Source organism: Borborobacter xinjiangensis, from assembly GCF_047739745.1.
GTDB lineage: Bacteria > Pseudomonadota > Alphaproteobacteria > Rhizobiales > Rhizobiaceae > Pseudaminobacter.
Genome location: NZ_JBLLVA010000011.1, coordinates 1 through 23,589, shown reverse-complemented (window position 1 = coordinate 23,589; position 23,589 = coordinate 1). Strand labels below are relative to the sequence as shown.

Sequence of the window (23,589 nt, the reverse complement as noted above, 5' to 3'; positions counted from 1 at the left end):
TTTACCCGCGGGAAGGCCTTCATGCCGCTGTCATCGAAGGCGGCTATCGCTTCGCCGAGTTGTCGGACCCGGAGCGATTCTCGTGCGCAAAGTCCTTCTTGCTGCTGCCGTCGGCCTGCTGGCCACGGTGAGTTCCTCGGCACTGCATGCCGAAACAACCCGTATCGCCCAGATCAGGGAGCGTCTCGAAAACGCCAATCAATGGCGCGACCATGTCATGGTGGTGGCGCATCGCGGCGGCGGTGTCGAGGCGCAGCGCACGCGCTATCCGGAGAATTCGATTGCGGCGGTCACCGCATCCATCGAACTCGGCGTCGAAATGGTCGAGCTCGACGTGCAATTATCGAAGGACGGCGAGTTCGTGGTGTTCCACGATAGCTGGCTCGACCGCAGCTCGACCTGCAACGGCGTGCTTGCCGAACGCACGCTTTCCCAACTGCAAGAATGCCGGCTGGTGATAGAAGGAACCGGCGAGGCAACCGCCGAGCACATTCCAAGCCTGCGCGAAATGCTCGCCGTCACCAAAGACCGGATTTTCGTCAATATCGACAACAAGCTCGATCACGATGTGCTGCCGCGCATCGTGGCGGTGGCGCGAGAAATGGGCATGGCCGATCAACTCGTGGTCAAGGCCAATCTCTGGAATGCCGAGCGTATCCGCCAGATGAAGACGGTTCTGGAAAGAACCGGCGACGATGTTGTCTTCATGCCGATCATGGCAGACGATGCGGTCAAGGACGCAACCTTCCTGGAGGTCGCGACCAGCGCATTCGCCGCCAACGCGGCAGAACTTATCAACTGGCATCAGGCGGATGCGCCGATGACGGACCGCGGCGGACCTTTGTTCGACATAAGGGCGAGGGCGGTAGCGAGCCGTGGCGACTGGCATCTGTGGGTCAACACCTATGCCATTGCCAACAAGCCCGGCGGCATGCTTTCGGGCGGCCGCGGCGACGAACTGGCAACGCTCGCCAATCAGCCGGGCGAAACTTACGGGTTCTGGGTCGAGCGCGGCGCAACCATCATCCAGACCGACGAGCCGACTGCCGCCATCGACTGGCTGACCAGAAACGGCTTCCGGGTGCCGTACGATCTCAGCAACTGAATCGCCGGCAGCGGCGGCGCTGTTCCGCAGCACTGAAACGCAAAAGGCCGCCCGGAGCGGCCTTCGCAATTCGAAATCGAATAAATTCAGCGCTTCGAGAACTGGAAGCTGCGGCGAGCCTTGGCCTTGCCGTACTTCTTGCGCTCGACGGTGCGGCTGTCGCGGGTCAGGAAGCCGCCCTTCTTGAGCACGGCGCGCAGGCCGGGTTCGTAATAGGTCAGCGCTTTGGAGATGCCGTGGCGAACCGCACCGGCCTGGCCGGAGAGGCCGCCGCCGATGACGGTGGCGACGATGTCGAACTGGCCTTCGCGATTGGAGGCGACGATCGGCTGCTTCAGGATCATCTGCAACACGGGGCGGGCGAAATACGCCGCGAATTCCTTGTCGTTGACGATGATCTTGCCGGAGCCGGGCTTGACCCAGACGCGGGCGATCGCGTCCTTGCGCTTGCCGGTGGCATAAGCGCGGCCCAGGCTGTCCAGCTTCTGGACGTGGACCGGAGCGGCGGGCTGCGTGGTGGTAGCAACCGTGCCGAGTTCTGCGAGCGAGGAGAGCTCTGCCATTTTACGAAGCCTTCTTGTTCTTGGCGTTCAGCGCACCGACGTCGAGCGTCTCGGGCTGCTGGGCGGCATGCGGATGTTCGGACCCGGCATAAACGCGCAGATTTTTCATCTGGCGACGGCCGAGCGGGCCGCGCGGGATCATGCGTTCAATGGCCTTTTCGAGCAGACGCTCGGGAAAGCGACCCTCAAGCAGCTGGCGCGCGGTGCGCTCCTTGATGCCGCCCGGATGGCCGGTGTGCCAGTAATACATCTTGTCGGTGTACTTCTTGCCGGTCAGGACGACCTTGTCGGCATTGATGATGACGACATTGTCGCCGTCGTCGACGTGCGGCGTGAAGGTGGGCTTGTGCTTGCCGCGAAGACGGTTGGCGACGATGGAGGCGAGACGGCCGACGACGAGACCCTCGGCGTCGATCAGCACCCACTTCTTCACCACGTCCGCAGGCTTCTGCGAAAAGGTTTTCATGGATCGATTGCTTTCGTTCTGAACCTTCCGGAGAAGGCGTTTCTTGTTGCTTGGATTTGAAGGACAGCGCTTGCTATCCGCCAAAAAGAAACGGCAGCCGTAAGGCCGCTGCTTCGGCGTGGCTTATAGGGGGTCAGGTGCCGCACGTCAAGAGATTGAAACGATACCGATCGCAGAAAAGCTATTGAAGTTCAATTATTTAGTGATGCGGTATTATTTTACCGCATAGCTTGCGTCGCCACTGCGTTGCTTTTCGGCGGAATGGAATAGGTGCCGGTGGCATGCGCGACCGTCTGGCCATCCGCGCCGGCGATGATGTCGATGTCGAAAACCATGAGGCTCCGGCCAAGCTTAAGGATGCGGCAGTGGCCGTGGATCGGGCCGGCTTCGGCCTTGCGCATGAAGTTGATGGTGAGGTTGGTGGTGACCGACAGCGCGTCGGGGCCGGCATGCGAAAGCACGCAGGCATAGCCGCCGATATCGGCCAGCGTGAACAGCGACGGGCCGGATACGGTGCCGCCGGGACGCAGATGGCGCTCGTCGGCGTTCAGTCTCACCGTGCATCCGCCCGCAAACACCTCGACGGCTTCATAGGCGTTGAAATCGGCATTGAGCTGCGGATAGGCCGTTTTCAGGAATTCGTTGATCTCGCCGGCGGTCATCAGCGGTTGCATATTGGCCTGGATCGGCATTTCATCGGTCTCCGATTGCCGGGAAGCGCCGCGAGCATGAGATCATCGAGGCACGATCACGTTTATCGCTGTTCTTCATTATCAGCCGTGCTAATCCATGAACGACGCTGAAAGCAAGCAGACAGGGGAGAGATGAAGTGGCCGAGGTTGTCGCGCTCAAGCCGATTCAGGAAGGTCCGGTCTTTTCGGAGCTGACGGATGGTGTGTTGCGCATCACGCTTGCCAATCCGCCTGCCAATGCATTGTCGATCGCAGCGATGGCGGCATTTCAGGCTGAGTTGGAACGGGCCCGCGACGACAGGTCGGTGCGGGTGATCGTGCTTGCCGCTTCCGGGAAGGTGTTCAGCGCCGGCCACGATCTGAAGGAAGTCTCCGCTCACCGCGCGGACGCTGACCGGGGCAGGGCGTTTTTTCAGCGCACCATGGCCGATTGTTCCAAACTGATGCAGACCATCGTGCGTCACCCGAAGCCGGTGATCGCCGAGGTGGATGGCCTGGCGACGGCGGCCGGCCTGCAACTGGTGGCAAGCTGCGATCTCGCCATTTGTTCGCAGGAATCGACCTTTTGCACACCTGGGGTCAATATCGGCCTGTTCTGCTCGACCCCGATGGTGGCGCTTTCGCGTAACGTCTCGCGCAAGCAGGCGATGGAAATGCTGCTGACGGGCGAGACCATCGACGCTGCCACTGCGCGCGAGTTCGGCCTCGTCAATCGCGTCGTGCCGCGCGAATATCTCGTCCAGGTGGTGAACAAATATGCCCAAATCATCGCCTCGAAATCCGCTCTGACCCTGAAGATCGGCAAGGAGGCATTTTACGCGCAGGCCGAAATGAGCCTGGCGGACGCCTATGAATACGCTTCGCGCGTCATGGTCGAAAACATGCTGGCGCGTGACGCAGAGGAGGGCATCGATGCCTTCATCGGCAAGCGCACTCCTGAATGGAAAGGAGAGTAGGCATGGAACCGCGTATATCGCTGGTTACGCTCGGCGTTGACGATCTGGAGCGCGCGACGCGCTTCTACGAGGCGATGGGCCTGGAAAGAAATCAGCGCTTCGCCGAGGACGTTTCCTTTTTCCAGATGGGCGGCGCGATCCTGGCGCTTTGGGGCCGTCATGATCTGGCGCGGGACGCCGGCGTCGAGTTTGCCCGCGAGGGATATGCGCCGGTGGCGCTCGCCTACAATACGCGCTCGGAAGAGGAGGTTGCCGAGGTGCTGGATATGGCGGCGCGTGCCGGTGGCCGCATCGTGAAACCCGCGCACAAGGCTTTCTGGGGCGGCATGCAGGGCTATTTCGCCGACACCGAAGGAAATCTTTGGGAGGTCGCCCACAATCCCGATTTTCCGATCGACGCTGAAGGGCGTATCACGCTTCCCGAATGAATCACGACACTTACGAAAACGCCTACATCGCGGATATCCTGAACTCGGTGAAAACCGTTGCCATCGTCGGTGCGTCGGCCAACGATGTGCGCCCGAGCGTCTTCGTCGCCAAATATCTGATCGACAAGGGCTATGAGGTCTATCCGATCAATCCCGGCCATGCCGGCAAGCAGATCCTCGGGCGTCCGGTCTATGCCCGGCTTGCCGACGTTCCGGTGTCCATCGACATGGTCGACATCTTTCGCGCATCGAGCGCGGTGCCGCCGATCGTCGAGCAGGCGCTGGCGCTGGACCCATTGCCCAAGGTGATCTGGATGCAGTTGACAGTGCGCAATGACGAGGCGGCCGCACGCGCCGAAGCAGCCGGCATCAAAGTGGTCATGAACCGCTGCCCCAAGATCGAATATGCGAGATTGTCGGGCGAGATCGGCTGGAACGGCGTCAATTCCAATGTCATCAGCTCGAAGCGGCCGCTTATGCGTGCTGGCTTCCAGCACTTCGGGGTCCGCCGGTCCTGACCCTAAGCCTCGGAGGATCGTTCCAGACTTGTCCGATATCTGACGTAAATCGGGTCACAACCAGCCCGTTCTTGGAATAGTTTTCTTTGCTTTCTCCGATTGCATTGGCCAAGAATGGACACAAATTTCCACGAAATTCTTTGGAGAAGAAAAAAATGTCTCAGCGCATTCCCGGTTTCAACACTCTCGCCGTCCATGCCGGCGCCAAGCCGGACCCGGCGACCGGCGCGCGCGCAACCCCGATCTATCAGACCACGTCCTTTGTGTTCGACGATGTAGAGCATGCAGCCTCGCTATTCGGGCTGAAGTCGTTCGGCAACATCTATACCCGCATCATGAACCCCACCCAGGCCGTGCTGGAGGAAAGGGTCGCGGCGCTGGAGGGCGGCACGGCGGCGCTCGCGACCGCTTCCGGCCATTCCGCCCAGTTGCTGGTGTTCCACACGCTGATGAAGGCGGGCGAGAATTTCGTTGCTTCCAAGAAGCTTTATGGCGGTTCGATCAACCAGTTCGGTCACGCCTTCAAGAATTTCGGCTGGGAAGCACGGTGGGGCGATCCTGACGATATTGCGAGCTTCGAAAGCCAGATCGACGAGAACACCCGCGCCATTTTCATTGAAAGCCTTGCCAATCCCGGCGGCACCTTCATCGATATCGCCGCCATAGCCGAAGTCGCCCATCGCCACGGCCTGCCGCTGGTCGTCGATAACACGATGGCCACCCCATATCTGGTTCGGCCGATCGAGCACGGTGCCGACATTGTCGTGCATTCGCTGACCAAATTCATCGGCGGCCACGGCAACTCGATGGGTGGCGCGCTGGTCGATGCCGGAACCTTCGACTGGTCGAAATCCGGTAACTATCCGATGCTGTCCGAGCCACGGCCCGAATATGGCGGCCTCGTGCTGCACGAAACCTTCGGCAATTTCGCCTTCGCGATTGCCGCGCGGGTGCTTGGCCTTCGCGATTTCGGGCCGGCGATCTCGCCGTTCAACGCCTTCATGATCCTGACCGGGCTGGAGACGCTGCCGCTCAGAATGCAGCGCCATTGCGACAATGCGCTCAAGGTTGCCGAATGGCTGAGCAAGCACGAGAAGATCGATTGGGTTTACTATCCCGGCCTGCCGAACGACAGGAACCACGCCCTGCAGCAGAAATATTCGCCGCTGGGTTCCGGCGCGGTCTTCACCTTCGGCCTGAAAGGTGGCTACGAGGCAGGCGTCAAGCTGGTCGAATCGCTTGAGATGTTCTCGCACCTGGCCAATATGGGCGACACCAAGTCGCTGGTCATCCATCCGGCCTCCACGACGCACCGCCAGCTCAGCGATGAGCAGAAGGTCGCGGCCGGCGCCGGCCCGGATGTGGTGCGGCTTTCGGTCGGCATCGAGGACGTCGCCGACATCATCGCCGACCTGGAGCAGGCGCTTGCCAAGCTCTGATTCGAAATTCCTGCGCCTGGACATGGCGCGGGTTGAAGCAGAGGAGGGGGCGCCTGCCGAAGGGCGTCTCCTTTCCGGCGACCCGAAGTTCCGCACCTGGAATGTCGAGGAGGCCGAGGGCGGCATATTCGCCGGTGTTTGGGAATCGACGCCGGGCAAATGGCGCATCGCTTACGACGAATGGGGATTTTGCCACATCCTGTCAGGCGTTTCCGTCATCACGCAGGATGGGGGCGAGGCGCGTACGGTCAAGGCGGGCGACAGTTTCGTCATCCGTCCCGGCTTCACGGGAACGTGGGAAGTGCTTGAGACCACGCGCAAGGAATATGTAATCCGCCTGCCGTGAGGCGGCGGCCTTGACCTTGCCGCGCAAAGCTACGGCTGCCGTGTTATTGCGAGGTTAGTTCCGGCAACAAGCACGCGCTGACGCGCGTTCCGCTCTGCAATTAAGCGGCGCACTCGTGGCGCCAGCATGTCCTCGCCTGCGTTTTCTCCGCAGTGTTCCAACGCCTCCCGTTTTTTCCGACCTCATATTTGTGTTCGTTTCAGTTCAGTCTCCAGGGACTGGAGCATCGTCTTCGACACTGACATGCCGTTCAAACCTGTCTATCAGGGTATGCATCTGCTTGCGTGCGGACACGAATTCCGGCGATGCCTCCCTTGCGGCCAGGTCGGCTTCGTAGGCGTCCCTTGTTGCGAAACTGCATTCCCAGCGGACATCAGGTCCCGGGCCTTCCAGCTTCACGAGGATGCGCCCTGGCTCCAGTCGAAGCCTGCGCCTGATTTCGGTTGCTTTGCGGCGCTGCTCCAGAGCGGCTTCTGCGTTTCCGTCCGTAGCGAAATAGTTCGTCGCTTCCACAATCATCTCTTTCGTCTCCCGTTTTGCCCTCGCTTCCGATGCCCCTCCGCGGCCGAGAAATTCACAGACGATGCGGCTTGACATCCGGGTATATGATCATAAACTGTGATCACACTGGATGATCGCATCATATGGCGACTCCTCCACAGTGACAAGGAAAAGGTAAGAGCGGTGCCCACGATAAAGTCCATCGAAACGCTGATTGTACAATTGCCGACGCGGCGTGAACATAAATGGGCGGGCCTTACCGAGGTGATAGGCCGCTATGTCATGGTCAAGATGACAGATAGCGATGGCCGTGTTGGTTGGGGCGAGGCGCCAGCGCTCAAGGATTGGGGTGGCGAGTTCGGTCGCTATTTCGGCGAGTCCGCCATGATAACACGCGCTGTCATCGACACATATCTCGCACCTGCCGTGATAGGGCTCGAACTCGGCAATTTCGCGGAGCTGCATGCGCGTATGGATGCCATCATCCGTGGCTACCCTTATTCGAAGGCGGCAGTCGAGTTTGCAGCCTATGATCTTGCCGGCCGATGGCTGAATGTTCCCGTGCATACGCTGCTGGGCGGCAAGGCGCGCGATCGCGTACCGGTCACCCATTCGATCGGCCTGATCTCGATCGAGGAGGCGCGCAGCGAGGTCGCCAAGCTGGTCAAGGAGGGCGTCAGGACGATCAAGGTCAAGATCGGAGTGGACCCGGCTCGCGATGCCGCCATGGTCGATGCGGTCCGCGAAGTGGCGGGCGATGCCGTGGAGATCTGCGTTGACGCCAACGAGGGTTACAAGACCCCTGGCGAGGCCGTGCAGACGGTGCGCAAGATGGAGAAGAACGGGCTCAAATATGTCGAGCAGCCGGTGATGGGCATCGAGCGTATCGCCGAGGTCGGCCGCCGCATCGACGCCCCTGTCATGGCTGACGAGTCAGCATGGAACGCGCATGATGCGATCCAGATCATCCAGAATGGCGGTATCCAGATAGTCTCGATTTACACCACCAAGGCCGGTGGCCTCTACAAGGCGATGGAGGTCGGTGCAGTTTGCCGTGCAGCAGGCCTTATATGTAACGTCAACGGCTCCATCGAGACGGGCATCGGCAATCTTGCCAATGTCCAGCTTGCCGCCGCATCGCCCGCGGTGACGCTGTCCTGCGTCATCCCGGTGTCAACTCCCGCCGAGGCGCAGCACGGCCAGGTCGGTGGCATCTATTACAAGGACGACCTCCTGATCGAGCCGATGCAGTTCGTCGATGGCGCCATCATTGTGCCGACGGGACCCGGGATGGGCATCGATGTCGACCTCGCCAAGATCGAAAAATATCGAGTGCTTGACTGAGCGCTGGCCAAGAATCCAAGGAGAGGGAACCCAATATGCGCACAGAAATTGTCGCAAAGCAGGTCAAAGCCATGGCGGAGCATGGCCTCGACGCCATCATCTGCTCGTCGCCTGAAAACTTTGCCTACACCGCAGGCTTCGTGGTGCCGTCGCAACCGCTGATCCGCCACCGCCATGCGATGACCATCGTCACGGCGGACGGGCGCACGGCAATCTTCGGCGTCGACATGGAGGCCTCGACGATCAGGCGCCGCCTGCCGGATGTCCCATCGCGGATCTGGGCCGAATTCTCGGACGATCCGATGCTGGTGCTGGCTGATCAGCTCTCTGGCCTTGGACTGGGCAAGGCGCGCATTGGCCTTGAGATGGACTATCTGCCGGCAGGCGACTTTGCCCGCCTGATGGCGGCGATGCCAGGCGCACGCTTTCAACATGCCGAACCCATCCTGGCTCGCCTGCGTCAGATCAAGACAGCAGAGGAAATCGCGCTGCTCGGCAAGCTGTCGCGGATCGCCGACCAGGCAATCACCGACACGCTGGCGGTCGTCGATGAAGGTGATTCGGAGATGGACATCGCCGGCCACCTGACCCGTAATGTCTACTCGCTCGGCGCCGAGCACTTCAAGTTGCTCATCGTCGCCACCGGCGAGCGCAGCATGCTGCCCAATGTCGGCCCGTCCGACCGCATTCTCAAGCGCGGTGACGTTTGCCGCGTCGAGATCTTCTCGGTCATCAATGGTTATCAGGCCGGGGTCTGCCGGACGGCGATCGTAGGGGAGGCGCCCCCCATGGCCGAAAAGATCTGGGCCCATCTCGTCGAGTGCAAATATGAGATCATGGAGAAGGTCAAGCCGGGCGCCAGCTGCCGCGAAATCTACGACGCCTTCATAACCAAGCTCGCCAAGCTCGACCTGCCACCGATCTCCTTTGTCGGTCACGGCATTGGTCTTCACCTGCACGAGGATCCCTATCTCGGCCTCACTCCGGTGCTCGGCAAGCCGGGCAGCGACGCGCCGCTGGAGGAGAATATGGTCCTTGGCTTCGAGCCGCTCTGCTACGACACCGGCTTCGGCTACGGCATGCAGAACAAGGACATGCTGCTGGTGACCTCAAACGGGTCCGAGCTGCTGTCCGACTACGCCGACACGGATAAGCTGATCGTCTGCGGCACCGCCAAGCCGGGCGGCAAGGTCAAGGCCGTCGCCTGAAGGCCGGCTTGCGGAGTGGCGGCCCGGATGATTGTGCTGCCGGGCCGCAAAGGCATCGCCCGCCGTCACGGACCGGCGGCGCGATCTGGAGGGTCCGTGGCTAGAGCATTGAGGGGAGCCGCATGCGCACGCTGATCGAAAATCTGAACTTCGCCTTCACGGTCGACAAGAACGACACGGTGCTGCGCAATGGCAGTGTGGTCGTCGAGGACGACCGCATCGCGGATATCGGCCCGGCCGGCGAAGTGGCGGCCCGTCACCAGGGAAACTCGTTCGACAAGGTGATCGACGGCAAGATGCTGGGTATCTGCCCGGGCTTCGTCGACAGCCATGTGCATCTGTCGGAAACGCTGTCGCGCGCCGTGTTTCCCGATAACCTGACTACGCGCGCCTGGGTCTTCCATTGGGCAAAGCCGTTCTACGCATATATCACCGAAGAGGATGAATATTGGGGGGCGCTGCTCGGCATCACCGAAATGCTTCGCTGCGGGACGACCTGCTTCCTTGACATGGGCTCGCAATATGATCCCGGCATTGTCATCAGAGCCATGGAAAAGACCGGCATCCGCGGCATCACCGGCCGACACGCCGCCGACAACCGGCCGGCCGAACTGCCGCGTGGATGGACCGAGGAGATGGCCGATCACCACTTCTTCCCGGACGCGCAGACGGCGCTGAAAGTGCTGGAAGAGTGCGTCATTCGCTACAACAACTCACTCGACGGCCGTGCCCGCTGCTGGGTCAATATCGAGGGCAAGGAGCCCTGCAGCCTCGAGCTGCACGTCGGCGCAGTGGCGCTGGCCGAAAAGCTTGGCGTGGGTACGACCTATCACCTGGCGACCTCGATTGAGGAGGCAAGGGTCTGCGAAAGCAAGTATGGCTGCTGGCCGATCACCCGCGTCGACAATGCTGGGGGCATCCGCAAGAACCTGGTGATCGCCCATGGCTCCGCCGTGTCGGACGAGGAGGTCAAGCTGTTGGCCGAGCGCGGCGCCAGTGTCGCCTTCTGTCCGTGCTCGTCGTTCAAGCTCGGCAAGGGCGCGACGGCAATCGGCAAATATCCCGAGATGGTCAAGGCCGGCGTCAAGGTTGGCCTCGGCACGGACGGCGTGTCGGCTGCCGGCAACATGAATCTGATGCGCCAGATGCTGGTCGTTGCCGGCATGTTCAAGGATGCTCGCATGCAGCCCGACATCTTCACCGCCCGGCAGGCGCTGCGCGCGGCCACCATCGAAGGCGCGCGCGCCTTGATGTGGGACGACGAGATCGGTTCGCTGGAGATCGGCAAGAAGGCCGACTTCATCCTGTTCGACCTCGACCATGTCGAATGGACGCCGTTTTATGATCCACTGCAGGCACTGGTGTTCTCGGCTTCGACGGCCTCGATCACCCAGACCTGGGTCGACGGCAAGGTGCTTTATGCCGACGGCAAGGTGCAGGGCGTCGACGAACCAGCCATCCGCCGCAAGGCCCGCGAACTGGCAGCCGCTGCTGTCGTGCGCGCCGGCCTGCACGAACACGGTGTCGAGACGACCACGACGCTCTACGACGAAGGAAATTGACCACCAGCGCTTCCGCGTCTGCCGATGCGGAAATGTTACCAGTTCACAGGCTGCATGGGAGAGATCGGCCCCAGATGTGATCAAATTGATTGATGGTAATCAAACCGGCGCATGGCATCGGGAATCAGTCCGCAGCACCATGGCGCTTGAGGGCGCGCGGCTAGAATCGCCGCGCTTCGATCCTCGGAGGAGAGTATGAAGGTTGCAGTATTAGGTGCAGGCGCGGGCGGTGCAGCATCAGTCGCGGAGTTGGTCCAGGCTGGTCACGACGTGCATTTCTGGGCGCGTTCGGCGGAAACACTCGAGCCGCATGTCAAGCTCGGCGGTGTCGCATATGAAGGCAAGCTCGGCGAGGGCGTCGCCAAGCCGGCGCTGATCACCATCGATCTCAAGGCGGCCATCGACGGCGTCGACGTCGCGGTCGTTGTGCTGCCGACTTTCTCGCATTCGGCCATTGCTTCGGCGCTTGCTGCCGCCGGTTGGCCGTCGACCAAGCCTGTCGTGCTTAACCCCGGCCATACCGGCGGTGCACTTGAATTTGCCGAGACCTTCTCGCGCATCGGCCGCGAGGCACCCCCAGTCGTTGAATTCTCGACGCTGACCTATGTCGCGCGCAAGTATCGCCCCGACGGCGTTACCGTCTCTGGCCGGGCCAAGCAGCTCAAGGCGGCAGCGCTCAAGGGTGGTTCGGAAGTTCTGGAAATCGCGGGAAAGCTCTATCCGGGCCTTACTTCGGTTGCCGACGTGATTGCCTCCGATCTCTCCAACGTCAATATGGTCCTGCATCCACCGGCGGCTGTTTTGGCGGCGGCCTGGGTCGAGGCGACGGGCGGTAACTTCACCTTCTACGTCGATGCCATGACCCCCGGCGTCGCCCGCGTCATGAAGCAGCTCGACGACGAACGGCTGGCGGTCGCCAAGGCCTTCGGGCATGATCTTCCCAATCTCATCGAGGAGATGAAGCTGCTCGGCACGGTCGAAGCCGATGTGGTCGATACCAGCGATTTCCGCGCGGCGATTGCCGGCGGCGAGGCCAACAAGCGCATCAAGGGCCCTGACTCGCTCGAATACCGCTACTACAAGGAAGACTTCGGGCATGGCCTGCTGCCTTTCCTTGAATTCGCGAAGATCGCAGGCGTCGAAACGCCGGTCGCGCATTCGCTCTATAACCTGGCTCAGATTACCGTCGGCACCGACTATCGCAAGGGTGGCCGCACCGCCGAAGCGATGGGCATCGCCGGCATGTCCAGGGATCAGGTAATTCAGAAGGTAAGGGTGCAATGAGCTGGCAAAATACAGTCATCGCCGTCGTCGCCGGCGATGCCCGCGAACAGGAGATCGCCCGTTGCGCGGTCCGTGCCGGAGCGTCCGTCCGCGCCTACGGTTTCCCCTGGCCGGATGAGGGTATCGAGGGTGTCTACCACGCAAAGGACGCTGCGGACGCGCTGAAGGGCGCCGACATCGCGCTGTTCCCGATCCCCGGCATCACCGCCGAGGGAGCGCTGTTTGCGCCGAAGTGCTCGGAGAAGATCATTCCGACGCGCGAAATGCTCGCCCGCATGAACAAGCCTGGCCATATCATTCTCGGCTGGGGCGACGCCAATCTGAAGGGCCATTGCGAAGCGCTCGGCATCACGCTGCACGAATATGAGTGGGACGTCGACCTGATGCTGCTGCGCGGCCCGGCAATCATCGAGGGCGTGCTCAAGGTGATCATCGAGAACACCCAGATCACCATCCACAAGTCCAACGTCTGCCTGGTCGGGCAGGGCACCATCGGCTCATTGCTGACCAATACGCTTGTCGCGCTTGGCGCCCATGTCCATGTCGCGGCGCGCAACCCGGTCCAGCGCGCGGCCGCCTATGCGGCGGGTGCGGAATCGCTGACGCTCGAACAATTGCCGGAATATCTGCCGAACATGGACATCGTCATCGGCAGCGTGCCCAAGCGGCTGCTCGAACGCGAGCTGCTCAAGTTGTTGCCCAAGCATGCGCTGCTGGTCGATGTCGCGGCTCCTCCCGGTACGATCGACAGGGATGCGGCTGCCGAACTGGGACTGAAGAGCGTCTGGGCGCGCGGCATGGGCGCGCGTGCGCCGATCACCGTCGGACGCAGCCAATGGAGCGGCATCAGCCGGCGTATAGAAAGCATACTGGAGCAGAAGTGATGAAAGCGGATCTGGTCATCAAGAATGCGCGGGTGGTTCGCCACGACGGCGAATTCCATGGAGGCGTGGCGGTCAAGGACGGCAAGATCGTCCTGACCGGATCGGATGAATCGCTGCCCGACGCAACCCGCACGATCGACGCCGAAGGCCGCGTCCTGATGCCGGGGCTGATCGACCCGCACTGCCACCTCGGCGTCAAGTTCCCCTTCGCCGAGGACATGCGCACCGAGACTGCGGCTGCTGCTTCGGGTGGCGTGACCACCGCACTGCTCTACATCCGCAACCTCAAGGAATCCTATCTGCCGTTCTACGAGGAGCGGAAAGCGCTGGGCGAGGAGAACTCGGTCATCGACTTCGGCTTCCACTTCGGCATCCAGCGCGAAGAGCACATTGCCGAAATCCCCGAGATCATCGCCAAGACCGGCGTGAAGTCGTTCAAGTGCTATTTCGGCTACGAGCCCGACAATCCGATCGGCATCGTGCCGGCGACCGACGGCTGGGTCTATGCCGCGATGCGCATCCTTGCCAAGGTTCCGGGCGGCGTCATCAACGTCCACTGCGAAAATACCCAGATCGCCTCGTGGATCAAGAAGGAGATCGCCGCGACCGGCCGCCAGGATCTCGGCGCCTACACCGAATCGCGTCCGGCCTTCTGCGAAGTCGAAACCATCCGGCGCATGATATTCCTGGCCGAAAAGACCGGTTGCTCGCTACATCTGGTCCACACATCGGTCGGCATGGGCCCGGTGCTGGCCGCCGAAGCGCAAGCGCGCGGCGTCCATGTCACGGTCGAGACCTGCCCGCACTACCTGACGCGCACCTGCTATGACGACGATCTCGACATGCGCGCCAAGATCTCGCCTCCGCTGCGCGACCGCAACGAGCTCGAAGGCCTGTGGGCGGGCATGCTCAACGGCTCGGTCTACAGCCTCGGTACTGATCACGTGCCGTTCCTGCCCAAGAAGCTCGAGGACCTGTGGACTGAATTCCCCGGCGTCGTCAGTTTCCCGTGGGAACTGTCGCTGATGCTGCATTTCGGCGTCCACCAGCGCGGCCTGCCGCTCAGCCGCCTGGTCGAACTCAACTCGTTCAATCCGGCGCGCCGCTTCGGTCTGTGGCCGCGCAAGGGCCATATTGATGTCGGCTTCGACGCCGACCTGGTGCTGGTCGATCTCGACGAAGAACGCACCGTCACCCACACCGGCAAGGGCACCTGCATCTATGAAGGCTGGAAGCTCAAGGGCTGGCCGGTGATGACGGTGGCACGAGGCGACGTCGTGTACGAAAATGGGGTGGTCGCTGACACTAACTACGGCCGCGGCCGCTGTGTGACGCTGCCGTCATGACACCTTCGGCCCCTGATCAACTGGACCTGGCCGGCCGGGTTTCGCTGATACCGGCGCGTCTGCCCGTGCGCGAAGCGATAGCAGGCATCATTGCCCGCAAGGCAACGGTGCGCCAGGAGCGGTTGTCGGGGATCCACAATCCGTGGGGCCACTGCATCGGATTGACCGACCCGTGGTGCTTTCTGGACCTATGCGAGAGCGATGTCGTGATCGACGCCGCACGCGAAGTGATCGGACCCGATATCATCCTTTGGGACAGCGAGCTGTTTACCCAGGCCGGCCACTACGGTGAATTCCTCGGCCAGGGCCGCGAAGGCCGCTATTGGCCGGTCACGCCGCTCGCCGGTGCCCTGGTGCTGGTGACGGTCGGCAGGGAAGTGCCGGAGGCGAAGGCGGTCAGCCTTGAGGAGATAGGCCCCGATGTGCTCGCCGGCTTCAATGCTTCCGAACCGCTCTATGTCGTCAGGCTGATGCCGGCGACCAGCCGGTTCGAGCGCGAACCGCACCATCCTGCCAACCGCGCCTGCATGGAAGAGATGGTGCTGGTCAATTATTCGAATCGCCCGCTCTGGCTGCTTTCCGGCACCGACCGGGCCAACAACGATCTGGTTTCGGGTTTCGCGCCCGCCGTGCCCGTCTGGGCCGCTGGCGCGTCGCCCAGCGAAAGAGAGGAGGAATAAAGTGCCGTTCGTCGTCGTAGAGATGTGGGAGGGTCGCACTGTCGAGCAGAAGCGAAACCTCGTGAAAGCCATCACCAAGGCCATGGTCGAGGAGGCCGCCTGCAAGCCCGATCACCTGCATGTGGTGATCCATGAAACGCCAAAGGAAAGCTGGGGCCGCGGTGGCGTGCTCGGCATCGACATGGTGGAGCACAAGTGATGGGACTCGAGGCTCTCGACTATCGCAAATCGGCGCTGCTGGTGATCGATCTCCAGAATGCCTTCATTCATGAGAAGGGAACGCTCGGCATTTCCGGCGTCGACACCAAGCGCCTGGCTTCGATCGTGCCGCCATTGGCGAAGCTCATCAAGCGCTGTCAGGACACCGGCATCCCGGTTATCTGGACGATGCAGGAGCATTTCGCCGTCGATCACAATCGCGCCAAGAAGAAGCTGCTCGGCCACACTGCCCGTCGCAAACAGGTGTCGGCGCTGGCCGGAAGCTGGGATGAGCAGATCATAGACGAACTGAAGCCGCTGGCGGACTTTGATCCCGCCTTCGTTATCCGCAAGCATCGTTTCGGAGCCTTCTACGAGACGCGGCTCGAAATGATGCTGAAGATGCTCGGAACACAGCATCTTTTTGTCACCGGGGCGACCACAAATGCCTGCGTCGAAACCTCGATCCGCGAAGCCTATTTGCGCGACCTCGACGTGATTGCCGTCGACGACTGCGTATCGGGCGTCAACGCCGAATGGGAGGCCACTGCCAAGCAGGTTTGGAAGCAGTATCTATGCGAGATCGCCCATTCGTCCGAAGTACTCGACTGGATCGGCGAGCAGGTCCAGCCACGTGTCACCAACTATGGTCACCAGCTGATCATGGTCAATGACATCGACAAGTCGGTCGATTTCTACACCAGCCTGCTCGGCTTCACGATCCGGCCGGCCAAGCCGCTGGCCGACGGCCGACCGTTCACAGCCTTTCATCAGGGCATCGCCCTGATCCATGGCAAGGTGGCTGATCATCGCCAAGTTGATCACATAGCCTTTGAGGTCAATGACGTGCGGGCGATGGATGCCAAATTGAAGAAGGCAGGCGTGCGCTATTACACTGACCTGCATGATGGACCTTACGGCCTGACGATCTATATCGCCGATCCCGATGGCACCAAGGTCGAGCTCTATCAGGTCGGCGCCACGGCCTGACCGCTGGCGAGCGATCGATGCAAAAGGCCGCTGGTATCAGCGGCCTTTTTTTGGATTCTGGCCTGCTCGACTTGGCTACGGTTCAATCGAGCGCCAGGCCGTGGAGCCCATCGAGCTCTGCATAGGAGGGCAGGGTGGTGGCGATTGGTGTGCCGTTGCGCACGACGATGCGGTTGCTCTCTGCGCGCGACAGCACTTCCGACCAAGACCGCCCCTCGAACAGGACGAAGTCGGCTGGCTGCCCTTCGGCCATGCTGCCCTTGCCTTCGAGGCCCATGATCTCTTCCGGTGTTTTGGTGACGGCCCTGATCCAGTCGCCGGCCGGGTGGTCCAGATGCAGGACGCGTGTGCCCAGGCGCAGCGTGTCGAGCATGTCGAGATCGCCATAAGAATGGAATGGATCGCGCGTGTTGTCGGAGGCGAGCGCCACGGGGATGCCGCGCAGCTTCATCTCGTGCAACAAAGTTACGCCGCGCCATCTCGGGGTCGTGCCGTTGCGGCGGCGGTCCTGCAGGTAGAGATTGCAGGTCGGCAGAGACACGACGGCGACACCTGCTGCTGCGACCTTGTCAAGCGTGGCATCGACAACCGCCTCATCCTGCATTGCCAGGGAGCAGCAATGTCCGACCAGCACCCTACCGGAGAAGGACAGGCCGAGTGCCGTCCCGGCAATGCGAGACAGCGCGTCGGCGGAGAGGTCTGCCGTTTCATCGGCATGGAAGTCCAGGTCCAGGCCATGCCGGGACGCTGCCCGGAACATTTGCCGAAGCAGATGGTCGATGTCGGTAACGGGATAGGTCACTGCTCCCAGTGTGCCGCCGGCTGCGGCGACGCGCTTTGCGATTTGGTCGAGGAAGGCGTCGTCGCGCGCCATTTCGATGGGAAACAGGCAGGAGGCCTGCAGGTCGATGCGGCCGCGCCAATGCTGCCGAAGTTCCATCAAGGCCGGCCACGAAATGGCGTCCTGCGGTGGCTGTGAATCGAGATGGGTACGCATCGCCGCCGTGCCATAGTGGAATGCTGAGCGCAGTGCGAAATCCATGCGCTTGGCGACATCGCCAGCCGACCAATGGACAGCGCGGTCGGCGCGGGTTGCGGCAAGCGCTCCTTCGAAGGTTCCATCGGCCGCTGGCGTGCGTGGCAGGATATGGCCCTTGTCGAGATGGGTGTGACAATCGACGAAGGTGGGGAGGGCGACGCGGCCGGCGGCATCTATGGAATTGAACGTATCGCCCTCGCTCGTTTCAGCGGACTGGCTGCGCGCAGGAGCTGTTGCCGATATCCGTCCGTTCTCGACAGTCACGTCGGCAAAAAAAAGCCGGCACGCGTGCCATCCATGGCGCTTGCTCTTGTCACGGCGCTATTGAGGCGCACATTGCGCAATATGTATCGGCCTGTCCTGGCACCGTTGGCGATCTTCTCGCGCAACCCAGCCTGGTCGACAACGGGTGCAGTCATGGGCGGAACTCCATCTGGAGCATGGTGACGCGCTTCATGCCGGCGTTCTCCTTCTTGGCCTTAGCGGCAGTTTAAGGTTGCCGGTTTCGTCCACATCGTATATTGATCACAGTATGAGATCACAAATTGGCCTGTCAACTTCAAGCTTGGCGTCGGCGCGACTTGAGGGATTAGCGGCATCGACTGTTCCCACCGGATCGCAATGCATTAGGAAAGTGACTGAGGCAAAGACAGGATGATGATGATAAAGGCGGAAATCGAGCCCAGCAGCAATGGTGCGAAGCCGCCGCGCGGTCATGTTCACGAGCATGTCCTTCGCTATATGCGTCGCGGACTGATGGTCGGCGCGTTCCTGCCCGGACAGGTGATGAGCTTGCGCAAGCTGGCCGCAGGCTTCGGCACCAGCCCGATGCCAGTGCGTGAGGTGCTCAGCCGTCTTGTCGCAGCAAATGCCCTCGAAGAAACGAAGGGTGGTTCGGTGCGCGTGCCGAGATTAAGCCCGGACAAGCTGAGCGACCTTTTTGCCGTGCGTGAGGTGCTAGAGGGCATGGCGACCGAACTGGCTGCCAAGAAAGCTCAACCGGGATTGATCGAAGAGTTGACAGCGATCAACAAGGAGCTTCTGACGGCGATCGAAGAGCGCCACATCCTAAACTGCCTGTCTTTCAATCAGCAGTTCCACTTCACGCTTTACGAGGCAGCGGCCTCCGAGGTGCTGATGCCGCTGATTGAATCGCTATGGCTGCAATTCGGCCCGACAATGTACATGTCGCTGCTGATCCCATCGATGCCGTGGAATGCCTCGGATCACGGGGAAATTCTCGCCGCGCTCAAGGAAAATAACGCGGCTGCGGCGAAGAAGGGCATTGTCCATGACATTCGCACAACTTGCAAAGCGCTGCTTAGCGTTGCCGGCCCACAGGGTTTGGAGCTGCCCTTCACACATGGTCCGGAACTGCAATTCGACTATTGATTTCACAGGAGGAACTCGCCGTGGCGGGGAAGATCGAGAACAAGTTGGCGAGCCTTGGCATTATGCTGCCGGCAACAACGGCGCCGCTGGCCAACTATTTGCCTGCGCGACGGCACGGCGACCAGATCTACATTTCCGGCCAAGTGCCTGCTGAGGGCGGCAAGGATGTGTTCACAGGCAAGCTCGGCTCGGATCTGTCGATTGAGGAAGGCCAAGCTGCCGCGCGCCTTTGCGCCATCAATATCCTCGCTCAGCTCAAGCAGGCGCTGGATGGCGATCTCGACCGGGTCGTGGGCGTCATCCGGCTTGGTGGCTTCGTCAATGCCGAGCCTGACTTCAAGGATCACCCCAAGGTTATCAATGGCGCCTCCGACTTGATGGTCGAGGTGTTCGGCGAAGCCGGACGGCATGCCCGCGCCGCCGTCGGCTGCTATTCTCTGCCGCGCAACGTGCCGGTCGAGATCGACGCCATCTTTGAAATCGGCTGATTGTGCTGCCGGCAGCGTCAGAAGCGGACGACCGGATCCCGGTCCATGTGCTGACCGGCTTCCTCGGCAGCGGCAAGACAACTTTCCTCAGGCATCTGCTCGGTGAGCCTGATTTTGCCGACACGGCCGTCGTCATAAACGAGTTTGGGGAAGTCGGCCTCGACCATCTGCTGGTCCGGGAAGTGTCCGAGGACGCAGTGCTTCTGTCCTCAGGCTGCCTTTGTTGCGCCGTGCGCGACGACCTTGTCTCGACGCTGGCAGACATGCTCGCGATGGTCCGCTGCGGCCGGGTGCCGCCTTTTCGCCGCGTCGTTGTGGAGACGACAGGGCTCGCCGATCCCGCACCGATCATGCAGGCTGTGATGAGCGACCTGCAATTGCGACGCGGCTATCGGGCGGGAAGCATCGTCGCAACGGTCGACGGCATCGGGGGCGCCGGATCGATCGCAAAATTTGCCGAAGCCGTTCAACAGGTGGCGCTAGCCGACTGCGTCATCATAACCAAATCCGATCTTGTGGAGCCTTGGCGCCTGGATGCGCTCGAACTTGACATTACCAAGGTCAACCCGTCGGTCAGGCGACTGGTGTCGAGCAAGGCGTGCAGGCCGAGTTCTGTCGATGTCTTCTACCAGCCTGACGATTGGCAGCCACGCCACATCGAAATGTCCGATGTTCCGATTGTCGGAAAGCACAGCGCCGCTGTCGGAACCTTCACCGTAAAGGTCGAGAAGGCCGTGGACTGGGCGGCCTTTGTCGACTGGTTGGAATTACTGCTTGCTGGTCGTGGCCAGTCTATTCTCCGGGTCAAGGGGCTACTGTCTGTACTGAACGACCCTCGCCCTGTCGTTATCCACGGCGTTCAGCATGTCGTCTATCCGCCGGAATATCTGCCGCGCTGGCCAGAGGGCTCCGAGGGCGGCTGGCTGGTGTTCATCGCCCGCGATCTGAGTCGTTCAGCCATCGAGAATTCGCTGGCCACAACCTTTGCGGCGTCGTGCTGACACCTACACCATTCAAGTGCGGCAACTTCGTCTCCTTGCAACAGACCTGTCACTGAAACGGCTGTTGCGGCGACACGACGCGTGGTGAATCCGCAAGCGATCGTGATGCTTCGCCGAAGCGCTGCGGGGATAATCGCGCGTGAGGTCAGCGAGTCAAAAATACCGCTGGCTCCCGCCAAAATCATGCTTGACAATCGTCGACTGTGATCACACGATGAGATCAAGAATTGGATTGAGGAGTTCAATTCTTGGGAAAGGCAAGCCTTCCAGCCAAAGGGGCGCTGGAGGGCGTACGCTAGGAGGAGGAGTGAAATGTTGCATGCCACAGGTGCCATCCGCGGTGCCGCAATTGCCGCGACTGCCGCCTTCGCCACGCTCATGGCAAGCCAGAGCGCTATGGCCGAGGATGTCAATGTCCGTTTTAGCTGGAAGCTAAAGGGCGAGTACGGTTTCTTTTATCTGGGAGAGCAGAAAGGTCTCTACAAGGATGCAGGGGTGACCCTGAAGCTCGGCGAAGGTGCAGGATCGCAGGCCGCTCTCGGGTCACTCATTCAGGGTCAGGAGGATGCCGTCATCCTGCCTGGCATCTTCGCCATCTCGGCCATCCAGAAGGGCATGCCGATAAAGATCGTGGCGCTCTACCAGCCGGAGTCGCCGCTTGCCCTGATCTCCCATCCCGATAAGGCGGTGAATACGCCGAAGGATCTTGAAGGCAAGACCATCGCCCACGCAGTCGGCGAGACCGGCACCTCGTATCTTGATGCCTTCTGCGAGATCAACGAGGTGGACTGCAGCAAGATCTCGAAGGTTCAGATGGACTCGCAGTCGCGCGTGCCACAATTCCTGCAGAAGCAGGTTGATGCAGTCAGTGTTTACAAGACCAACGATCTGCCCGTTCTCGAGGACAAGATCGGTCAAAAGTTCCCGACGCTCGACATGACTGAGTATGGTCTTGCCATCCCCGGCATGGCGGTGGTCGCCAGCGATGACGGCATCGCCAAGAAGGGCCCGGCCCTGAGGAGCTTTCTCGCCGCCAATGCCGAGGCGATCGAAATGGCGCGATCCGATCCGGCCGCCGCTACTGCGGCACTGAAGTCTGTCTGGCAGGCCGGCCCGTCCGACCAGGTCATCCGCCAGCAGATTGAGGCCACGTCGGCGTCTATCCCCGTGCCGAGCGGAAAGCCCATCGGCTGGATAGACGAGAAGGCGATCGCCGACGCGCTCAAGCTGATCGGCAGCGTCGAGGAGATCGACGATCCCAAGCCGGCATCGTCCTTCTACACCAATGAACTTCTGACGCAGTGAGGTTACGGTGGCGAGCACGGATGTAATAGGCGCCGGTCGCGCGCATGCAAAGCAAGGCAAAAACATGAGCAGAAAAAAGTCGCGAGGACCTTGGCTCGAGCGCTACTCGGCGCTCATCCTCGCAACCGCATTGCTTGGTGCTTGGCAGGCACTGGTTCCGCTCTTGGGCCTTTCGGAGTTCGTGCTGCCGACGCCGCTGGCTATTGCCAAGCGCATCGTCAGCGAGTTTCCGCTGCTCGCCACCCATGCCTACGTGACCCTGTTCGAGGTCGTCTCCGGTTTTACAATGGGCGTGCTGATCGGCATTCCCTTAGCCCTATCCATCTTCTATTCTCGGGCCTTCGAACGTGCCATCTACCCGATCCTGGTGGCGCTGCAGACAGTACCCAAGGTGGCACTCGCACCGCTGTTGGTGCTCTATCTCGGCTACGGCTGGGCTCCCAAGATCACGCTAGCATTCCTGATCTCGTTCTTCCCGATCGTGATCTCGACTGTGGTGGGGCTGCAGTCGCTCGACAAGAATCTGGTCAACCTCGTCCGTTCCATGGGCGCCAGTGAATGGCAGACCTTCTTCAAGATTCGCCTGCCGGCAGCGCTGCCTAATATTTTCGGCGGCTTCAAGGTGGCGGTGTCTCTTGCGGTCATCGGTGCAGTCATCGGCGAGTATGTCGCGGCCGAGCGCGGCCTTGGCTATCTTCAGCTTCAGGCCAATTCGCTCTTCGACACGACGCTTAACTTTGCGACTGTCGTGACGATCTCCGGTCTCGGGGTGGTGCTCTACTTCGTGATCGATTTTGTCGAGAGCCGTGTCGCCTATAAGCGCGACGTCGCCAAATAGGCCGGCCCCAAAAGCAATAAAGGTTCAGCGAGGCAATCCCATGAATGCCATTTCCCAAATGGGCGCGGCGGTCGACATTTCGCACCTATCGAAGATCTACAAGACGCGTGAGGACGACGATGTCCTCGCCCTCGACAAGATCGACCTCAGGTTGGAGCCTGGCAGCTTCGTGGCCGTGGTCGGCCCCAGCGGCTGTGGCAAGAGCACGCTTCTGTCGCTGCTGGCCGGCCTGACCGGCACCTCGACCGGCACCATTGCCATCGACGGCGAGGAGGTTACCAAGCCGCATCCCAAGATTGGAGTCGTCTTCCAGTCCGACCTTCTACTCTACTGGCGTACGGTGCTCGACAATATCCTATTGCCTATCGAGATCAAAAAGCTCGATGTCACGAAATATCGTGCACGGGCGGAGGAGCTTCTGGCCCAGGTAGGGCTCGAGGGCTTCGGTAACAAGTACCCCTCCGAACTCTCCGGCGGTATGCGCCAGCGCGTCGCCATTTGCCGCGCGCTGATCCAGGAGCCGGGCCTGCTGCTGATGGATGAACCCTTCGGCGCGCTCGATGCGTTGACGCGCGAACAGATGATCATGGATCTGCAGGCGATGTGGCTCAGGCTGGGCAACACCGTGCTGTTCATCACCCATGGCATCGACGAGGCAGTGTTCCTTGCCGACCGGGTGCTGGTGATGTCGCCGCGGCCCGGCCGCGTCGACCTAGATCTCAGGATAGACATGCCGCGCCCGCGCCAGTGGGGCAGGACGCATGAGGACAAAGCCTATCACGGTTATGTCCGGCAAATCCGCGAAATTTTCGAGGCCAAGGGCATTCTCGTCGCGCACTAGCGGGCGGCACCGCTCGGTACGGCCGATCGTCTGAAATGTCAGGCAATATTGTGCCGCCGGAGAGATTCCGGCGGATGATTCTCTGCGCCGAGAAGAACGAATGCCCGCAATCATTTTCATTCCGCGTGAGATCGAAACGAACGAGCCGCGTGTCGCGGCGTCCGCCGACACCGTA

At 61.2% G+C, this 23,589-nt stretch carries 26 protein-coding genes and 1 pseudogene; 21 read left to right on the top strand and 6 right to left on the bottom strand.

Annotation, left to right across the window (positions count from 1 at the left end; genetic code table 11):
* Positions 1–82: 82 nt before the first annotated feature.
* On the top strand, positions 83–1,105 hold the full coding sequence (locus tag ACLKMW_RS13400; protein ID WP_415724963.1) for a glycerophosphodiester phosphodiesterase family protein: 1,023 nt from the start codon (positions 83–85) through the stop codon (positions 1,103–1,105).
* 86 nt (positions 1,106–1,191) lie between these two features.
* On the opposite strand, the gene rpsI is transcribed toward ACLKMW_RS13400, so the two are convergent.
* The 3 genes from rpsI to ACLKMW_RS13385 all read right to left on the bottom strand — a co-directional run bounded on the left by rpsI (position 1,192) and on the right by ACLKMW_RS13385 (position 2,826).
* On the bottom strand, positions 1,192–1,668 hold the full coding sequence (gene rpsI / locus ACLKMW_RS13395) for a 30S ribosomal protein S9 (protein WP_415724962.1): 477 nt from the start codon (positions 1,666–1,668) through the stop codon (positions 1,192–1,194).
* A gap of 1 nt (position 1,669) precedes the next feature.
* The gene (gene rplM, locus ACLKMW_RS13390) at positions 1,670–2,134 is read right to left on the bottom strand and encodes a 50S ribosomal protein L13 (RefSeq protein ID WP_415724961.1); all 465 of its coding nucleotides are present in this window, start codon (positions 2,132–2,134) and stop codon (positions 1,670–1,672) included.
* A gap of 218 nt (positions 2,135–2,352) precedes the next feature.
* Complete coding sequence (locus ACLKMW_RS13385; protein ID WP_415724960.1) at positions 2,353–2,826, bottom strand: PaaI family thioesterase; 474 nt, start codon at positions 2,824–2,826, stop codon at positions 2,353–2,355.
* A 137-nt stretch (positions 2,827–2,963) separates the two neighbouring features.
* Here ACLKMW_RS13385 and ACLKMW_RS13380 point away from each other — a divergent pair, with 137 nt between their 5' ends.
* From ACLKMW_RS13380 to ACLKMW_RS13360, 5 genes are all read left to right on the top strand, one after another.
* Complete coding sequence (locus ACLKMW_RS13380; protein WP_415724959.1) at positions 2,964–3,782, top strand: enoyl-CoA hydratase; 819 nt, start codon at positions 2,964–2,966, stop codon at positions 3,780–3,782.
* A 2-nt stretch (positions 3,783–3,784) separates the two neighbouring features.
* Positions 3,785–4,210 carry a VOC family protein gene (locus ACLKMW_RS13375; RefSeq protein ID WP_415724958.1) on the top strand — a complete coding sequence of 142 codons (426 nt, stop codon included), beginning with the start codon at positions 3,785–3,787 and terminating at the stop codon, positions 4,208–4,210.
* Positions 4,207–4,728: a CoA-binding protein gene (locus ACLKMW_RS13370; RefSeq protein ID WP_415724957.1), complete on the top strand. Its 522-nt coding sequence runs from the start codon at positions 4,207–4,209 to the stop codon at positions 4,726–4,728. Before ACLKMW_RS13375 ends, ACLKMW_RS13370 begins: the two co-directional genes overlap by 4 nt.
* A gap of 155 nt (positions 4,729–4,883) precedes the next feature.
* Entirely contained in the window at positions 4,884–6,167 is a 1,284-nt protein-coding gene (locus tag ACLKMW_RS13365; protein WP_415724956.1) for an O-acetylhomoserine aminocarboxypropyltransferase, read from the top strand.
* A gap of 22 nt (positions 6,168–6,189) precedes the next feature.
* Entirely contained in the window at positions 6,190–6,513 is a 324-nt protein-coding gene (locus ACLKMW_RS13360) for a cupin domain-containing protein (RefSeq protein ID WP_415725081.1), read from the top strand.
* Between the two features lie 204 nt (positions 6,514–6,717).
* Here the strand turns inward: ACLKMW_RS13360 and ACLKMW_RS13355 are convergent, their stop codons facing one another.
* Complete coding sequence (locus ACLKMW_RS13355; protein WP_415724955.1) at positions 6,718–7,032, bottom strand: hypothetical protein; 315 nt, start codon at positions 7,030–7,032, stop codon at positions 6,718–6,720.
* A 165-nt stretch (positions 7,033–7,197) separates the two neighbouring features.
* Here ACLKMW_RS13355 and ACLKMW_RS13350 point away from each other — a divergent pair, with 165 nt between their 5' ends.
* The 9 genes from ACLKMW_RS13350 to ACLKMW_RS13310 all read left to right on the top strand — a co-directional run bounded on the left by ACLKMW_RS13350 (position 7,198) and on the right by ACLKMW_RS13310 (position 16,510).
* Entirely contained in the window at positions 7,198–8,358 is a 1,161-nt protein-coding gene (locus ACLKMW_RS13350; RefSeq protein ID WP_415724954.1) for a mandelate racemase/muconate lactonizing enzyme family protein, read from the top strand.
* Between the two features lie 35 nt (positions 8,359–8,393).
* Positions 8,394–9,566, top strand: coding sequence for a M24 family metallopeptidase (locus ACLKMW_RS13345; RefSeq protein WP_415724953.1), 1,173 nt, complete (start codon positions 8,394–8,396; stop codon positions 9,564–9,566).
* A 122-nt stretch (positions 9,567–9,688) separates the two neighbouring features.
* The gene (locus ACLKMW_RS13340) at positions 9,689–11,128 is read left to right on the top strand and encodes an amidohydrolase family protein (RefSeq protein WP_415724952.1); all 1,440 of its coding nucleotides are present in this window, start codon (positions 9,689–9,691) and stop codon (positions 11,126–11,128) included.
* Between the two features lie 195 nt (positions 11,129–11,323).
* Complete coding sequence (locus ACLKMW_RS13335; RefSeq protein ID WP_415724951.1) at positions 11,324–12,412, top strand: NAD/NADP octopine/nopaline dehydrogenase family protein; 1,089 nt, start codon at positions 11,324–11,326, stop codon at positions 12,410–12,412.
* On the top strand, positions 12,409–13,296 hold the full coding sequence (locus ACLKMW_RS13330; protein ID WP_415724950.1) for a dipicolinate synthase subunit DpsA: 888 nt from the start codon (positions 12,409–12,411) through the stop codon (positions 13,294–13,296). The genes ACLKMW_RS13335 and ACLKMW_RS13330 overlap by 4 nt, the downstream gene beginning before the upstream one ends.
* Positions 13,296–14,642, top strand: a complete 1,347-nt coding sequence (locus tag ACLKMW_RS13325; protein ID WP_415724949.1) for a dihydroorotase — start codon at positions 13,296–13,298, stop codon at positions 14,640–14,642. Before ACLKMW_RS13330 ends, ACLKMW_RS13325 begins: the two co-directional genes overlap by 1 nt.
* Positions 14,639–15,322, top strand: coding sequence for a resolvase (locus ACLKMW_RS13320; protein WP_415724948.1), 684 nt, complete (start codon positions 14,639–14,641; stop codon positions 15,320–15,322). Before ACLKMW_RS13325 ends, ACLKMW_RS13320 begins: the two co-directional genes overlap by 4 nt.
* Position 15,323: 1 nt before the next feature.
* Entirely contained in the window at positions 15,324–15,521 is a 198-nt protein-coding gene (locus ACLKMW_RS13315) for a 2-hydroxymuconate tautomerase (RefSeq protein ID WP_278026411.1), read from the top strand.
* Positions 15,521–16,510: an isochorismatase family protein gene (locus ACLKMW_RS13310; RefSeq protein ID WP_415724947.1), complete on the top strand. Its 990-nt coding sequence runs from the start codon at positions 15,521–15,523 to the stop codon at positions 16,508–16,510. Before ACLKMW_RS13315 ends, ACLKMW_RS13310 begins: the two co-directional genes overlap by 1 nt.
* An 82-nt stretch (positions 16,511–16,592) precedes the next feature.
* On the opposite strand, the pseudogene ACLKMW_RS13305 reads toward ACLKMW_RS13310, so the two are convergent.
* Both ACLKMW_RS13305 and ACLKMW_RS13300 read right to left on the bottom strand, forming a co-directional pair.
* A pseudogene (locus ACLKMW_RS13305) lies at positions 16,593–17,968 on the bottom strand (cytosine deaminase).
* 106 nt (positions 17,969–18,074) lie between these two features.
* On the bottom strand, positions 18,075–18,272 hold the full coding sequence (locus tag ACLKMW_RS13300) for a hypothetical protein (protein WP_415725085.1): 198 nt from the start codon (positions 18,270–18,272) through the stop codon (positions 18,075–18,077).
* On the opposite strand from ACLKMW_RS13300, the gene ACLKMW_RS13295 reads away from it, so the two are divergent.
* From ACLKMW_RS13295 to ACLKMW_RS13270, 6 genes are all read left to right on the top strand, one after another.
* Positions 18,204–18,941 (top strand): GntR family transcriptional regulator, encoded by a 738-nt coding sequence (locus ACLKMW_RS13295; RefSeq protein WP_415724946.1) that lies wholly within the window; start codon positions 18,204–18,206, stop codon positions 18,939–18,941. The genes ACLKMW_RS13300 and ACLKMW_RS13295 overlap by 69 nt on opposite strands.
* 20 nt (positions 18,942–18,961) lie before the next feature.
* Complete coding sequence (locus tag ACLKMW_RS13290; protein WP_415724945.1) at positions 18,962–19,429, top strand: RidA family protein; 468 nt, start codon at positions 18,962–18,964, stop codon at positions 19,427–19,429.
* 2 nt (positions 19,430–19,431) lie between these two features.
* Entirely contained in the window at positions 19,432–20,430 is a 999-nt protein-coding gene (locus tag ACLKMW_RS13285; RefSeq protein WP_415724944.1) for a CobW family GTP-binding protein, read from the top strand.
* Between the two features lie 312 nt (positions 20,431–20,742).
* Entirely contained in the window at positions 20,743–21,735 is a 993-nt protein-coding gene (locus ACLKMW_RS13280; protein WP_415724943.1) for an ABC transporter substrate-binding protein, read from the top strand.
* A 64-nt stretch (positions 21,736–21,799) separates the two neighbouring features.
* Positions 21,800–22,573, top strand: coding sequence for an ABC transporter permease (locus tag ACLKMW_RS13275; protein WP_415724942.1), 774 nt, complete (start codon positions 21,800–21,802; stop codon positions 22,571–22,573).
* 40 nt (positions 22,574–22,613) lie between these two features.
* Positions 22,614–23,414: an ABC transporter ATP-binding protein gene (locus ACLKMW_RS13270; protein ID WP_415724941.1), complete on the top strand. Its 801-nt coding sequence runs from the start codon at positions 22,614–22,616 to the stop codon at positions 23,412–23,414.
* Positions 23,415–23,589: the final 175 nt, after the last annotated feature.

Excerpts from the sequence above, each read along its gene's own strand:
- rpsI (WP_415724962.1), bottom strand. The coding sequence starts at position 1,668 with ATGGCAGAGCTCTCCTCGCTCGCAGAACTCGGCACGGTTGCTACCACC.
- rplM (WP_415724961.1), bottom strand. The coding sequence starts at position 2,134 with ATGAAAACCTTTTCGCAGAAGCCTGCGGACGTGGTGAAGAAGTGGGTG.
- ACLKMW_RS13385 (WP_415724960.1), bottom strand. The coding sequence starts at position 2,826 with ATGCCGATCCAGGCCAATATGCAACCGCTGATGACCGCCGGCGAGATC.
- ACLKMW_RS13375 (WP_415724958.1), top strand. The coding sequence starts at position 3,785 with ATGGAACCGCGTATATCGCTGGTTACGCTCGGCGTTGACGATCTGGAG.
- ACLKMW_RS13370 (WP_415724957.1), top strand. The coding sequence starts at position 4,207 with ATGAATCACGACACTTACGAAAACGCCTACATCGCGGATATCCTGAAC.
- ACLKMW_RS13365 (WP_415724956.1), top strand. The coding sequence starts at position 4,884 with ATGTCTCAGCGCATTCCCGGTTTCAACACTCTCGCCGTCCATGCCGGC.
- ACLKMW_RS13360 (WP_415725081.1), top strand. The coding sequence starts at position 6,190 with ATGGCGCGGGTTGAAGCAGAGGAGGGGGCGCCTGCCGAAGGGCGTCTC.
- ACLKMW_RS13355 (WP_415724955.1), bottom strand. The coding sequence starts at position 7,032 with ATGATTGTGGAAGCGACGAACTATTTCGCTACGGACGGAAACGCAGAA.
- ACLKMW_RS13345 (WP_415724953.1), top strand. The coding sequence starts at position 8,394 with ATGCGCACAGAAATTGTCGCAAAGCAGGTCAAAGCCATGGCGGAGCAT.
- ACLKMW_RS13340 (WP_415724952.1), top strand. The coding sequence starts at position 9,689 with ATGCGCACGCTGATCGAAAATCTGAACTTCGCCTTCACGGTCGACAAG.
- ACLKMW_RS13335 (WP_415724951.1), top strand. The coding sequence starts at position 11,324 with ATGAAGGTTGCAGTATTAGGTGCAGGCGCGGGCGGTGCAGCATCAGTC.
- ACLKMW_RS13330 (WP_415724950.1), top strand. The coding sequence starts at position 12,409 with ATGAGCTGGCAAAATACAGTCATCGCCGTCGTCGCCGGCGATGCCCGC.
- ACLKMW_RS13325 (WP_415724949.1), top strand. The coding sequence starts at position 13,296 with ATGAAAGCGGATCTGGTCATCAAGAATGCGCGGGTGGTTCGCCACGAC.
- ACLKMW_RS13320 (WP_415724948.1), top strand. The coding sequence starts at position 14,639 with ATGACACCTTCGGCCCCTGATCAACTGGACCTGGCCGGCCGGGTTTCG.
- ACLKMW_RS13310 (WP_415724947.1), top strand. The coding sequence starts at position 15,521 with ATGGGACTCGAGGCTCTCGACTATCGCAAATCGGCGCTGCTGGTGATC.
- ACLKMW_RS13295 (WP_415724946.1), top strand. The coding sequence starts at position 18,204 with ATGATGATGATAAAGGCGGAAATCGAGCCCAGCAGCAATGGTGCGAAG.
- ACLKMW_RS13280 (WP_415724943.1), top strand. The coding sequence starts at position 20,743 with ATGTTGCATGCCACAGGTGCCATCCGCGGTGCCGCAATTGCCGCGACT.
- ACLKMW_RS13275 (WP_415724942.1), top strand. The coding sequence starts at position 21,800 with ATGAGCAGAAAAAAGTCGCGAGGACCTTGGCTCGAGCGCTACTCGGCG.
- ACLKMW_RS13270 (WP_415724941.1), top strand. The coding sequence starts at position 22,614 with ATGAATGCCATTTCCCAAATGGGCGCGGCGGTCGACATTTCGCACCTA.